The organism is Paenibacillus sp. OK076 (assembly GCF_900110055.1).
Lineage (GTDB): Bacteria > Bacillota > Bacilli > Paenibacillales > Paenibacillaceae > Paenibacillus.
This window is the reverse complement of sequence record NZ_FOCH01000001.1, coordinates 1,330,997-1,345,771: the sequence shown is the minus strand read 5'-3', so window position 1 is coordinate 1,345,771 and position 14,775 is coordinate 1,330,997. Positions and strand designations below refer to the sequence as shown.

Below are 14,775 nucleotides of genomic sequence, written 5' to 3'. Positions count from 1 at the left end.
CGCGATTTAACTCAACTTAACCCTGTAAGTGCGTCCTGCAGATGTAGGGAAACTAATGATATTTGAATCGGTGTCCTCCGTTTTAACCACGCTGCCGTCAAGCGTTACCACAATTGGGTCTTCACTTCTAAGCACACAGTCCCGGCCCAGGTGTGAAGTGATGTGCGCTTCTGCAAGTTGCCCGTTGTCCCATCGGATGCTGACCTCGAATCCGCCTCGGGCACGCAGGCCGGAAACATTGCCCTGCTGCCAAGCATCCGGCAGTGCAGGTAGTAGTTCCATATATGGACGGTGAGTTTGCAGCAGCATCTCGGCTATACCGGCAGAAGCCGCGAAGTTGCCGTCGATCTGAAACGGAGGATGTGCGCCCAGAAGATTCGGATATACACCGCCATGGTTATATTGCTCCGACGCTCCATCTCTGACCAGGCGCAGCATGTTGGAGAGCAGACGCAGGGAACGATTTCCTTCCCTGAAACGACTCCAAAGCGCAACACGCCATCCTAGGCTCCAACCCGTGCTTTCGTCTCCCCGCCGTTCAAGGGAGGTTCTGGCAGCGACAAACAACTCCGGTGTCTCCTCGTCCGAAAGCTGTCGACCCGGATACACGCCTACCAGATGCGAAGTATGCCGATGGTAAATGTCCTCATCCTCATAGTCCTTCGACCATTCCTGCAATTGACCATATTTCCCGACTTGCAGCGGCAGAAGACGTTCGCGGATGCTTACCAGTTCTTTTCTGAAATCCAGGTCCGTTCCAAGTATTTCAGAGGCTTCAATACAGTTGGTGAACAACTCCCAGATTAATGAGATATCCATGGTTGAACCCGGACTGACCGCTGCTACACCTTCCGCTGTCCGGAATTTATGCTCCGGCGAAGTCGAAGGTGAAGTCACAAGGTTACCGCTACCATCGTCAATGAGCCAGTCCAGTGCGAACAGCGCAGCTTCCTTCATCACTGGATAAGCAGAATTCCGCAAATACGTCTCGTCTCCGCTGAAGGCATAATGCTCCCATACATGCTGAGTCAGCCAAATACCGCCCATCGGCCAGAAGGCCCAGCTGGGATCACCGTCACCATAATTGCCTACCGGTGCCGTCTGTCCCCAGATATCCGTATTATGATGCGTGGTCCAGCCACGAGTGCCATAGTTGACCTGTGCAGTCTCAACACCCTTCTTCGCCAAATGGCTGATCAAGTCCAGCAAGGGCTCATGGCATTCAGCCAAATTGCATATTTCAGCCGGCCAATAGTTCATTTCAGTATTAATATTCAGCGTGTAATTGCTGCTCCAGGGAGGACGAGTTACTGCATTCCAGATGCCCTGAAGATTTGCAGCCTGCGTTCCCGGACGGGAGCTTGCGATCAGCAGGTAACGCCCATAATGAAAGAGAAGCTCCACAAGCCCCGGATCCTCCGCCCCATAGGTCGTAATCCGCTGTTCAGTGGACATCTGCTCCGGAGCAGGTGAGTTTCCAAGCTGAAGCTTCACCCGATCGAACAGCACACGGTAATCCGTAATATGTGAGTCAAGCAGGCTGTCATATGGCTTGGCTACCGCCTCATCCAGAAATGAACTTGCAATGAAGGAAGCATCTTTTCCCTCGACTCCCGGAATAGCATCCATACCATTAAAACTGGTAGCCGCACTGAAATAAAAGGTTGCTGTTGTCGCACCCAACACATGAATTCCTCTGCCATCCACCGTTACCTGTCCATCCTCTGTCTTTACCGCTAGCTGTCCTTCAAAGGTCATGCCCTTGTTATATTCGGGGTCACCGTATCGGATCGGGTCGTCGCTTGCAACGTAGCTGGGATCGACATGCTCCGGGGCTGTTCCTTCAAGGACAAAGCGATCTTCCCTAAACCCAGTCATATGTCGAAGTGGGCTATCCAACGACGCATGTACATTCAGCGCACCTTCCACACTTGCTGCCAGTCGCAGTACAAGAACCTGGTCAGGATGCGACGCAAACATTTCACGGGTATAGATAACATGGCCAATCTGATATTCAAGGCTGTGCACTGCATTTTCTATATCCAGCGTCCGCTTGTAGGAATGGCAGATGTTCCCGTGTTCAAAACGCAGAAACAAATCTCCGAAAGGCAGATACGATTGGGTGTAAGGGCCCATCATCTCTTTGGTCAGCGTGTCTGCTTCCGTATAACGTTCCTCCTGTAACAGCTTGCGAACCTTTGGCAGAGCGTCCTTTGCGCCAGGGTTGTTGCCGTTCTTAGGATAACCGGACCACAGCGTGTCCTCATTCAAGCTGATTTTCTCCTGCTCCACCCCACCAAAAATCATGCCCCCAAGACGGCCATTTCCTATGGGAAGCCCTTCCGTCCATACATGTGCAGGTTTGTCATATTGAAGTTTCATGTGCACTCTCCCTTAAGATTTTTCAATTACTGGTTAGATCCTTCTAACACATTAGTGAACGTATTATCCATAATGTCAAGCTCGCTGCAAGCGATTACATAGACAGCTTCTTCAACGCAGGATAACTTTCCTGTCTCGCTGGTAGAAATTATTTGATTTGACTTGAACACTAGCCCGTGAGTGGATTTGGCGCTTACAATTTGGACATCTCCACTGGTTTCGAAACGGTTATTCAGGATAACGACCTGTCGGTGAACGGGAGCGTTCTCATCCACCTCCACATTCTCCGGGGAAATAAAGATCACGGGATGTTCACTGCCGCCACATTCAATAAAATGGTTATCGGTGATCGTTACATCTTCCACCCTTCCGGACTCATACCAGGACTCGGCATCCACCGCAATCAAAATAGCATTCATAGACATCCGTTCAAATGTATTCCCGGTAATCAGCACTTTCCGACGAGTCGTTACGAGTATGCCTCGTGTGGGCACTCGGGCAAAATGATTATTTGTAATGTCCACCTCAGGTGTCCAGGTTACATTCTCAATGACATCATGGCTGCCAATACCGTCCGGTAGCGGATGAGCAAGAGTCAGTAAAAGCTCACGAGCACTTAAACGCTCAACCGCAACCACATTGTTGGAAGCGTAGGTCGTCAACGAACCGGAACGGACCAATTCGATCTCATCACCAGGATAAAACGCCGGAAGCCCATACGTCTGGGGATGCATGAATCGAACCTTCACACAATTCACTGCCGGCTGATCTACAATTCGTAAATAGGTACCGTGGACATTGACAGGATCATCATGCGAACCGGAAAAATTGCTGTCCCTTACGGTAACTTTACCTCTACAGCTGGAGATGTGCAGAAAATCCGCAAAGCCGGCAACCGTGCGATCCGTTTCGACCCGGGGAGCCAGGTTCAACCGTGAGAAGGTTAGATTTGTGCTGAATTGGCCAACGACACCGAGTCCATGCAGAAAATGCAGACTCACGTCCCTCCATGTTATATCCGAGCATTCGGTCATAAAAGCTCCAACTTGATCACGAATGCCATCGCGGTTTTGTAGTACATGACCAGGGACCACATCAGGTTGAAAATCAAAATGCAAACGGATGGTCATCGGCTCAAGCTCTTCCACAGATTGGGCCAATTCCAGCCAATTGTCGATTCGCCAGGTTGTATTCTGCAATGGATCATAGGTTTGCATGGGACCTTCGGCAAAACTCCAGCCTTCACCGAGCCAGGTTAGCTTGTTGTCCCGAATCTGATAACGGGATTCGGGGTGAATCCGGGCATCGAAATAATGCTTTCCGCTGGAAATAATCGTCATCTCGGTAACCGTCGGCTGGTGATAGTCTGTACGCAGGTTTCGAATCTCTACATTCATGCAATTGTCCAGCAAGAACAGGGTCTGTTTGCCGTGGAAAATAAACAGGGAACCGTTGCCCTCCAGTGTGACATCGTTCATCCCTTTCAGCAAAATGGCAATGGTCTTGGTTACGTCTGGGTTCTCTTCTTCACTCGTCGTGTTGGAGATATAATAAGGCGCCCGAATCGCCTCCTCCGGGTAGAAATGATACCTGCCTCTTGCACAGTCCAGCACCACCGGACCAGGGATTTCGGCCGCCGCCTGAATGGCACGAGCCATAGCTGGCTGGGTGTCCAGCACAGAGTCCGGCACAGCGCCATAATCCGTCAGTCTTATCGTCGAGGAATTCGTGATATGTTCTTGTTCAGTCACAGGAATGTTGATCCCACCCTTCTTGGTATGTAACACATTCATTGCTTATCTTCTATCATCACATATACTCCATCATCATACTTCTCTTCTGTCTAAATACAAGGAAAATCAGGTGCCGGTACATCATAGGCACCTGATTCCAATATCCCTGTTCATTACTTGCTTGTGTCATATGCGTTTTGCAAAATTTCCAGATAACGATCTAGCTTCAGGTTCTGTAAACCTTTCACATAAGCATCCCAGTCCTTATTCAAGTCCTTGTTGCCTGTGATGAATTGCAATTCATTTTGCTCAATGTAGTTTCTGATGTTGGTTTGCAGCAAGCTGGCTTCATCAATTTCGTTGGGATCAATCCAGACGGACCAGATCGGGAACAGCTCTTTAGGCTCATGCCCTTCGTACAACAGCGATGCATCATATAATCTGCGCTCATAACCATTGGATGCATAAATATCTGTGCCCTGTACGAAGGTATCACGATACTCTTTTGGCATATAGAAGTGAGCCATGCCGCTCCAGCCCGCATTACGTGGTGCCTCACCTTCAGCCATTGGGATTTGTTTCACTACAGGTTTAACGTCTTTACCCAGTGCCACATCACCTTCCACCGGGTCAGTCCAGTCAATCCCTTTCATACCGCTTGCACCGTTCGTTTGACCTTCTGGCGTGAACATGTAGTCAACCATTTTGATCAGGGCAATCTGCGCTTCTTCGCTTGCCTTGTTGGTGATGACAAATTTCGCTCCTGGAGATACACCGCCCGCATCATGCGTCGCATAGGACACACCCTGTGGTCCGGAAATCGGTGGCAGCGGGTTATAGTGCGCCGAACGTGTATTGCCTTCGTCAATGTTTACGAAAATTGCGGGATGCATGGCTGCACCTGCACCCAAAATTTCAGCATCCGCATTTTCACCGATTTTCTTGAACGCCTCTGCGTTTTGTGTGAATGCGCCAGGGTCAATCAGACCTGCATCAAAGAGGGACTTGATGTAAGTCAATCCTTCTTTCCATTCAGGTGTAATCGCCGCAGATTGAACTTTACCATTCTCCATTTGCAGATAGTTTCGATCATCATCATAGACAAATGCATTCATCAGGAACGGAATAATTCGTACGCCGAACTCCTCTATGGAACCACTCAGCGGTACCTCGTCTGCTTTGCCGTTTCCGTTCGGGTCCTGCGTTTTGAATGCTTGCAGCACGTTTTTGAATTCTTCGGTCGTCTTAGGCATTTCCAGATTCAGCTTTTTCAGCCACTCGGTATTAATCCACATCTTGCTCGGGTAGGAGCAGTGGAAACATTCCGTATAGGCAACAAGTCCATAGATATTGCCATCAGGCGCTGTATTAAGCGTTTTCAAATTAGGGTTCTTCTCCATGGCCGCTTTGATGTTCGGAGCGTATTGATCAATGAGATCGTTCAAAGGAACGAGCACCCCCTGCTTGCCATACTTCAGCAGATCTGCTTGAGAGAATTGGTCTATATAGTGGGTCAGCAGATAGGCATCGGGATAGTCGCCGCTTGCAAGTGAGATTTGGCGCTTTTCCTTGGCTCCATCCGATGGATTGATCTCCCAATTGAATTTGATATTGAATTTGTCTTCCACAAATGCAGTGAATTTATTGGTCGGAATATCAATGCTGGAGTCCTGAACCGCGAACACGCTGATATTCACCTTGCCGCCCTCTTCCGAGCTCCCCGGTTGTGCAGTTGAGCTGCCATTGGAACACCCGCTCATGACAACTGTAAATGCCACGACCAGCATCAATAACGTTACCATACTTTTCTTCAAATCTAATCACTCCCTTTTTGTAGTTTACCAGGTGAGACGATGGTACCTTGCGTATGAACGTCTATATCTTCTTTCTCCATACACCGAATCTAAGGATCAACCCTTAACGGAACCGACCAGCATCCCCTGTACAAAATGACGCTGTACAAATGGATAGATGACAAGTACAGGCAACGTGGCGACCACAATTAACGAATATTTTAACAGTTCGGTAAGCTGCTGTCTTTCCACCATTTTCGCCAAGTCCATGGCACCCGAACCGTTGTTTTGAATGATGATACTTCGCAAGATGAGTTGCAGCGGGAACAGGTCTGCCGATTTGAGATAGATCAGGGCGTCAAAGTACGCATTCCACTGCCCCACAGCATACATGAGAACCAGCACGGCGATAATCGGCTTCGATAATGGGAGTACAACACTCCAGATGAACCGCATATCACTACAGCCGTCAATTTCGCTGGCTTCCAGAAGCTCCCCGGGAATCGAAGATTGAAAGAACGAACGAGCAATAATAACCTGCCATACCCAGATTGCATTCGGGATCAGTAACGCCCAGCGCGTATCAATCAGATGAAGCTGCTTCACCACCATATAAGTCGGAATGAGCCCACCACTGAAGATCATGGTAAAGGTAATGATCATCATCAGAGTGTTCCTGCCGAAAAAGGTCTTGCGTGACAACGGATAGGCAATCATGATGGTCAACGCTACACTGATCAGCGTACCAGCGGCCGTATAGAAAATGGAGTTACCGTACCCGATGAGAATTTCAGGTGTATTAAATAATGCCTTGTAACCGTTGAAGGAAATATCTACGGGCCAAAGCCATACCCGTCCGGAAGTTACTGCTGCCGGGCTGCTGATTGAGCTGCTGACGATAAATATCAGGGGGTAAATGACCACCAGCGCCACGAGACTGAGCAAAATGTAGATTGTAATCAGAAACGTTTTGTCCACGGCGGATTCTTTAATCTTGGATTGAATGTTCGCAGCCATAGATGAACTCCTTTCCTACCAAATGCTATTCTTCGTAACTCTCTTCGCCAAACCATTCACCGTGACCAGTAAGACCAGATTAATCAGTGAGTTGAACAGCCCTACGGCAGTTGCAAAGCTATAGTTGGCATTCAACAGGCCGACTCGGTAGACGTAGGTTGCAATGATTTCAGAATTAGCCAGATTGAGCGGATTCTGTAGCAAGTAGACTTTCTCAAAGCCAATCGCCATGACATTGCCAACATTCAGAATCAAAATGATAACAATGGTTGGCACCAGCCCTGGCAGATCCACGTGACGGATTTTTTGAAAACGCGAGGCTCCATCGACCTTGGCTGCTTCGTACAATGTGGGGTCAATTCCGGCAAGAGCTGCCAAATAAATAACCGCACTGTAGCCCGCAGTCTGCCAAATATCCGACCAGACATAGATGGAGCGGAACATGCCCGGCTCACCCAGAAAATTCACGGAATCCAGCCCAAAGAAGTTCATGGCGATGTTCACAAATCCAAGCCGTGGTGCCAGGAACAGCATAATCATAGACACCATCACGACTGTTGAGATGAAATAGGGAGCAAAAGATACAAGCTGAACAAACTTCTTGAACTTGGCTCCGCGCACCTCGTTAATCATGAGTGCGAGCACAATCGGAATTGGAAATCCGGCCAACACTAAATAACCGCTAAGCAAAATGGTGTTCTTCACCAGGGTCCAGAATAATGGATTCTCAAAGAACAGACGAAAGTTTTGGAAACCAACCCAATCACTTCCCCATATTCCCTTGATGACGTTATAGTCCTTAAAGGCAAGAACCGCATTGATCATCGGATAATATTTGAAGATGAGAAAAAATAGCAAGGGCGGAATCACCAGTAGATGTAACTGCCAGTGCTTCATCATTCTTTTGCGGGCATTGGTCAGAAAACCAGGTGCCTTCGGCTGTGTTGATGTCTTGTGATTTAATACGATTTCCTTCTCCAGAACAATCCCCCCTTACCAGCTGTCTACTATGCGTAAATTTTGATAGCGCTTTCTTGTTTCTGATCATAGCCGATTTTAATGTCCCATAAACAGGTACACCTGCGCCATTAAACGTACAGTTATCCCGTTTTTGGGGGCACACATCCGCATCACAACAGCCATTTTCCCATTACGGAGGCCTATTCGCAAAAAAAAAGACTGCATTGTCCGGAACACGGACAACACAGCCAAAGGGTCTTCCATTCATTTAATCGTCAACCGATTGTCTATACGCACTGGGCGAAACGCCATTTAATCGTTTGAAGGCCCTCCTGAAGGAGTGAGAACTATTGTAACCTACCCGTGACGCAATTTCGTCCACCGTATAATTGCTCTCTTTTAACAAAATCACAGCCTGATCCATTCGGACTTTGATCAGGTGGTCGGAGAAATTAACACCCGTAATCTCTTTGAATAATTGAGAAATGTATTTCTCGGGCCGCTCCACATGCTCTGCCACTCGATACAGCGTCAGCTCTGTATCGGAATACATTTTCGCAGTATATTCCTTAATCTGTTTGATGATTTGAATATGGGCATCTTTCTTCTTTTTGGCAATAACGGAGCACAGCTCTTCCATAATTTCATAAAACTCGGCCTTTATCGTTTCGAGCGGCTCCGAGGAACCAATATCAATGACCCGCTGTTTCACATTCTCGATGGAGGCATATTCCGTAAACGCCTTTTGATCCAGCAACTTGAGAAAAGTCCCCTTCATTTCTCCGACAAGTTGATGCTTCATTTCCATGGACAACTCCCGCTGCTCCCTGTTCTGCACAACGATCGCATCGACAATCCGTTTGGCCTCTTCAAGTTCTCCTGCACGGATCGTGCCAATCAGCCGCTGCTCCGAATCCAGCGGGTAATAATACGTTGTATTTTCGGTTTGGGCTTCGTTGTTCCACATCATGCCTTTTTTGTTCATGTAGACTGCATATTCCAGCGCCTGATTGGCCTGATCAAAGGATAGGCTGACCTCTGTCAGCGATGTGAAGAGATTTCCGAATCCTGACTGGATGGTGATTCTGTATTCATTGAACACATACTGGGCCAGATTCTCCATGATATGCGTGATATCTTCCTTTTCACGATCCATTTCGGAGTTGGTTTCCTTCGAAAAGAACAGGACAACCACTTTGTCCGAGCCCATATCGGTCATCAGGACATCTACGCCCAGTTCAGTCAAAGCCTGCTTCAACAGTAGTCGGGAGGCATTCAGTTCATTCAGGATCTCAACGCTGTCCATACTGGCATAACCCTTAATCTGGACAATTCCTGCATATCCCGTGCCTTGATACAAATTAATATCTGCCTGTTCAGCGGCGGAAAGAATCTCATCCCGTGATTTGAATTCGCCGGAGATCAATCGCTTCAGGAAAGCATCCCTGACCAATGGAAGCTGGCGATTCAATTCGGATTCGAGCAGCTTGTTTTTGGTAAGCATATCAGCGATATTTCCACTCAAAAAGTCAAATTCATTTTTGGGAGCCGATTCATCCTTCCCAAACTGCTCTTTCATTACACTTAACAGTCGATTGATTGGAACGCTGTTGCGATAAGCCAGCACAAGTCCAACAATCAGTCCGATGAGCAGTGTGCCGCCAGTAATCAGCATCGTCATCCCCTTGATCCTGTTTGCATTCTCCATCAGGACATGACGGGGAATACCCGCTTGGTATACCCAGCCGTTCTTATCCGATCTTGTAGTGATTACGAGATCATCCCCATAGAACTGGCTGACTCTACTTGGGTCAAAATGAGCGTCCGAGGCCATTTTCACCATCTCGGGCTCGGAGCTCCCTTGCAGCGCAATGGTATTGCCCTCCGCATCGCTGATATGAACCCAGCCACCGTATCGGTCATTCAGGCTGGACAACAGACCGAGAATCATTTTCTCATCAATGATTACAACGGCGACAGCCGGTGAAGAATCATTGAAGCTGTCCAGAGGCAATGACTGCATATATGTGATTACCGAAGTTTGCTTCCCCCTGCTGACGTAGGAACTGAGCGGTTTAATCTCACTCCGGTGGGTCTTCTGCAACACGTCCTTCATCCATTCTTCCAACGAAAGATCGTTATAACGAAAATCAGTGTAATAGTGATTCGGTCGGTAAGAAGAGCCCGGGGTCAAAATTAGATTGTAATTCGCAAGATAAATATAATAATTTTGCAGAAAATCATTGGTCTGCCCAAAGGTCAACACATTCTCCATCGTTCTCCATATCCCATATACGTTGGTTTCGTTGTCCTTTTCATTCATCAGAACGTTCAATTCCTGATTGACCGCAAGCTGTCGGGTGAAGCCCTCCACTTCCGCCATGCGGCCCTCCAGTATTTCCTGGCTTTTCTGAAGTTGGGTCACACTATTCTCAATGGAAATGGACTGTGTTACGGAGATGGACGTCAGATAAGACATATAACCGCCAATGCTGGGTATCACCAAAATGATCACGTAGGAAATTAGAAATTTACGAAAAACACTGGAATATTTAATGGGTAACCCTCCTCCCCCTCTTTGAGGTATTGGTAGCGTTATCAAAGATAATAATATTTTTCGGCTTAGTCAATTGTTTTATCTTATTATTCAATCGTATTTCATTCGGGAATGAATAAAAGGCAACGATTAAAAGACGATGATCATTGCTTTTTTTACATTTCCGAAATTCTTTGATTTTGAAATAATCCACAACTCCAAAAACCTGTTTTCCTGCACAATAAGCCTCCCTCCTTTTTCATAAATCCTTAACATTCAGAAAAAAAGGGGCCAAGATGGCCCCCAATTCTAGTTTACATCATTTCTTCTTTGGTTCTTCCCCCTCTGATCGAGCTTTTACAACCTGATCAGTGGATGCTGCTTCAATATCGCCAAAGGCCCAGTGTGTGGAAGGAACATCCTTCCACTGCGGCTGCGAAACGTTCGTGAGCGGTGCTCTGCCCAAAGCTCTGTTGATTGCTACAACGGCTTCCGCTCTTGTCAGTAAGGCATTCGGTCTAAAGGTTCCATCATTATAGCCTTTCAAAATACCTGCACTTTTCGCTTTCAAAATGGCATCCTTGGCCCAATGGCTACCGATATCCGAGAAACCATCCCCTGAAATCTCGGAAGCCGGACCAAGAAGGGACACAAGAGTGGCCATCTCCGCACGAGTCAATGACTGATTTGGCTTAAACGTGCCATCCTTGTAGCCATTCATCAGCCCCATCTTGCTTACCTTAGCAATGGCGTCGGCTCCCCAATATTCAGATTTAACGTCACTGAATGCAACAGCTGCTCCCGTGGCTTCTTTCTCAGATACCAATGCGACTATGGTTGCCATCTCTGCACGGGTGAGCTTGTTATCTGGCTTGAACAAACCGCCCGGATATCCTTGAATATACGCCTTGTACGGAATATCCTGACCATCATCCGTTCCTGTTGTCCCGTCAGTAGTTCCGGATTCAGGAGTTGGCGCTGGCACAGACGTGTCTGAAGGCTGGACGACTGGAGTCGATGGCCCGCCTGGATTGGATGGACCACCTGGATTCGACGGATTCGACGGATTCGTTGGTTCACCGTTTCCGTTTCCAGTAGGGACATTAAATTTCAGTTGATCGGCCAGCATAAGCTCACCGGATTTCTTCACAACTTTGAGTGTATGCTGACCTTTTGCCAGTCCTGAGATGCTGTAAATCTCCTGCATCATTTGGCGACTCGGACTATAGGCGTTCACGGTTTGCTTCAGTTGTCCGTCGACATAAATATCTACTTCTCCCTGCTCCGGTCCAGTAGGTGTAATCAAGCTTATTCCAGTACCCTTGAAGGTGTACTCGAAGAAATCTCCATCCGCCGTCGTAGAATGTACGTCATTGAGATAATCACCGCCGAAGGAAAAACTGAGATTTAACGTTCCTACAGGCTGGGCAGCAAGATATGTTTTGCTCAGTGTAACGCGGTCGCCATTAACTGTATAATCAGTCCCTCGTGTCAGTTCATTGGAGCCGTTGGTAATGCCCTTGAAGCTTCCCGCCTGGATCAGAAGCGTGACATCAATGTCAGCCTGAGCAGAAGCTAATTTGTCAAAGCTCGCATTCACCGGATTAATCATATTCGGGAGCTCAACCTTGAGCATATCAAGCAGCATAAATCTACCCGATTTCTTGACGGCCTTCAGCGTGTGCTGCCCATCAGGCAAGCCCGATATGCTGTACAGATTCTGCTGTGCCAATCGTCCGTTGCGATACGCACTGACCGTCTCCTTGAATTGACCGTCCACGTAGATATCCATATCTCCCTGTGACTGGTCTACCTCTGTGAACAGCTGGATTCCTCTTCCTCTGAACGTATATTCAAAAGAATCACCATTCGTCTCGGTATACTGCACATCATCTTTATAGTCGCCCATACCTCGCCCCGTGCTGCGGGACCATGAGCCATTGTATTTTATGGCCGGATCGTCGTTATTGATCAGGACATAACGAAGGCCCGTTGTATCTCTGATTTGAACAGCAAGAGTTTGCGGATCACCAGCGCTGAAATTGACAACAAAGTCGGTTGTTCCTACAGGCAGTTGGGTGAGATATTCTTTCTTGATGTTCAGTTTGTCATCGACCACCGTGTAGTCGTCTTCACTGAGCATTACTCCGTCATTTTCAATGCCAGTTAGTGTATTTCCGTTCAATGTGAGCGTGACAGTAATGTCCTTCTGTTGTTCTGTTGCCTTGTCAAAGTCAGCAGAAGCCGGACTAATGGTGCTGTTATGATCTCCTGTAGGAATTTCCCTTGTTACTCTAAGCGCATCCAGCAGCATATACTGGCCCGATTGTTTGACGACTTTCAAGGTATGCGAACCGTTAGTCAAACCAGCAGCGCTATACAGTACCTGTTGCACTTCTCGTTCATCACTGGTATAAGCGCTAACCGTTTCAGGCGTTCCATCGTCGAGTGTGACTATCATGTCTCCCTGTTCTTGATCCTTCTCCGTAAGCAGGTCAATGCCTGTGCCCGTGAAGGTATATTCAAAATAATCGCCGTCATTCTCAGTAAAATGTACATCTTCCTTGTAATCCCCGAAATTTCTCCCGGAACTTGAACTCCATGAACCCGTGTATTGAATATTGCTGTCATCATCATTAATGTACACCACATCGGTAACAGCAGCCGCATCAACGGAAGCAGGATTTGCTACATTTTCTGCGTTCGCGATTAGGTCATCACCGGCTTCCAAGTCAGCTCCTTGCTGCGTATTCATATTGGCTGGACCAGTGGTCGTTGAGGAATCCGTAATGGCGATGCTCAGATCCTGTCTGCCATCGATTTGCTCCTTGCCTCCATTACGCTTCCAATCCCCACTATAGCGCATGCCCGTATCATCATCATTAACGGCTGATGTGCCGCTCAGTGCGGTTACCTTAAGCATCCGGGAAGCATGGGGTTCCAGTACGCCGCCACTGAATTCATGATTAAAATTCCCCAGTTCGGAATGGCTCCAGAGATCACGGACCGAAGCCGGACCTTCGAGGCCAATATCACTCCATTTCACTTTGACCTCGGCACTCCGATTGCCCAGATTGAACAGAGCTACGTTGTACGTACCATCTCCGTTATTCGCATACCATACCTGCTGTTTGGTGTCCATGGAAACGGGATGAGCTGGACGTCCGGCCTGATTGACCGCAATGACCTCATCATTCGTCAGAAGCTCCAGCCCATAGCTGTCAAGCCTGGTCAGATCATTACCTGTATAAAGCGGTGCTGAAGAGATTGCCCAGAACGTCGTCGCGGTCTTCCGCTCGTCTCTGGTCAGACCATCCATCGAGCCATTCCCGACATTCAGGGAGTCAAAATCGTTCCAGCCTCCAGGACCTGCATCACGCCACCAGATGGCTGCTATGGGGAATAAGCGTGAAATACTCGACCATTCTGTTAACCCCTTACTACTGTCGTAGGCTTCAACATCCCAATCGATCCTCCAGCCGTTCGCATACTTTTTCCAGAAGTCCACGTAATTATGGTCAAGCGCCCAGGAAAGCTCAAACCAGATATTATTTCTGTCCAGGGCTTTGGACCATGCCTCTACATCACCGCGTGCATCCCGGCTCAGGTTATTAATCCCTGATCCTGGCGTCACACTGTCGAATTTGACAAAGTTGATGCCCCACTCGCCAAGAAGATCCGCGATGGAGTCAATGTACTTCTGTGAGCAAGGGTTTGTAAAATCAATTTTGTAAGTGTACGAATCCCAAGCATCCATAACAACGAGCGGCTTTACCGCAATATCCTGCATACGACATGCCCCACCCGTTCCATACACCTCAAGATTTTTTTCATAAGCGGTGATTGATAATCCCGGAATGAGATAGATCCCGATCTTCTGTCCGTTATTATGGACATAATCGATGACCTCCTGAAATCCATTTGGATAAAGAACAGTACTCGGAATAGGACGGCCGTATTCATCTTCATCACCGTTCCAGCCTGCATCAATATTAATGTATTCATATCCATGGGCTTGCAGCTTCTCGCGCATGGCATCCGACTGCTTCTTAATACTCTCGGCCGACGTCCAGTTACCCGCCCCGTCATATACCTGCATGCTGTAACTGCTCCAACCCATATACGGCTTCTGGGCCAGACTCTTATCTGCTGCTTGTGCCACATTGCCGCCTGTCGTTCCCATAATCCCGAACTGCACCACCGCAATCATGAATACCATGAAACACATTGCCATCCTTTTTCCGATTCGTTTCAAATTATCCCTACCCCCTCTGAATTTGGTCATTCAAATCCCTGTTGATAGCGCTTCCATACGAGAAGAGAATAGTAGATGAAGGATGCTCAGGATAGGTAC

The 14,775-nt window shown here is 47.9% G+C and carries 7 protein-coding genes; all 7 read right to left on the bottom strand.

From position 1 onward, the window contains the following. Positions 1 to 6: 6 nt before the first annotated feature. Positions 7 to 2,382: a glycoside hydrolase family 95 protein gene (locus tag BMY78_RS06215; protein WP_090895672.1), complete on the bottom strand. Its 2,376-nt coding sequence runs from the start codon at positions 2,380 to 2,382 to the stop codon at positions 7 to 9. Between the two features lie 26 nt (positions 2,383 to 2,408). Then, positions 2,409 to 4,175: a right-handed parallel beta-helix repeat-containing protein gene (locus BMY78_RS06210; protein ID WP_090895669.1), complete on the bottom strand. Its 1,767-nt coding sequence runs from the start codon at positions 4,173 to 4,175 to the stop codon at positions 2,409 to 2,411. A 113-nt stretch (positions 4,176 to 4,288) separates the two neighbouring features. Next, on the bottom strand, positions 4,289 to 5,929 hold the full coding sequence (locus BMY78_RS06205) for an extracellular solute-binding protein (RefSeq protein WP_090895666.1): 1,641 nt from the start codon (positions 5,927 to 5,929) through the stop codon (positions 4,289 to 4,291). 96 nt (positions 5,930 to 6,025) lie between these two features. Then, positions 6,026 to 6,925 (bottom strand): carbohydrate ABC transporter permease, encoded by a 900-nt coding sequence (locus tag BMY78_RS06200; RefSeq protein ID WP_090895664.1) that lies wholly within the window; start codon positions 6,923 to 6,925, stop codon positions 6,026 to 6,028. A 15-nt stretch (positions 6,926 to 6,940) separates the two neighbouring features. Beyond that, complete coding sequence (locus tag BMY78_RS06195; RefSeq protein WP_024629272.1) at positions 6,941 to 7,795, bottom strand: ABC transporter permease; 855 nt, start codon at positions 7,793 to 7,795, stop codon at positions 6,941 to 6,943. 358 nt (positions 7,796 to 8,153) lie between these two features. Next, positions 8,154 to 10,364: a helix-turn-helix domain-containing protein gene (locus BMY78_RS06190; RefSeq protein WP_090895662.1), complete on the bottom strand. Its 2,211-nt coding sequence runs from the start codon at positions 10,362 to 10,364 to the stop codon at positions 8,154 to 8,156. Between the two features lie 376 nt (positions 10,365 to 10,740). Further along, a complete protein-coding gene (locus BMY78_RS06185; protein ID WP_090895659.1) occupies positions 10,741 to 14,676 on the bottom strand; it encodes a X2-like carbohydrate binding domain-containing protein in 3,936 nt (1,311 codons plus the stop codon). Between the last annotated feature and the right edge of the window lie 99 nt (positions 14,677 to 14,775).

Coding starts and splice junctions, on each gene's coding strand:
- BMY78_RS06215 (WP_090895672.1), bottom strand. CDS start 2,382: ATGAAACTTCAATATGACAAACCTGCACATGTATGGACGGAAGGGCTT.
- BMY78_RS06210 (WP_090895669.1), bottom strand. CDS start 4,175: ATGAATGTGTTACATACCAAGAAGGGTGGGATCAACATTCCTGTGACT.
- BMY78_RS06200 (WP_090895664.1), bottom strand. CDS start 6,925: ATGGCTGCGAACATTCAATCCAAGATTAAAGAATCCGCCGTGGACAAA.
- BMY78_RS06190 (WP_090895662.1), bottom strand. CDS start 10,364: ATGTCTTATCTGACGTCCATCTCCGTAACACAGTCCATTTCCATTGAG.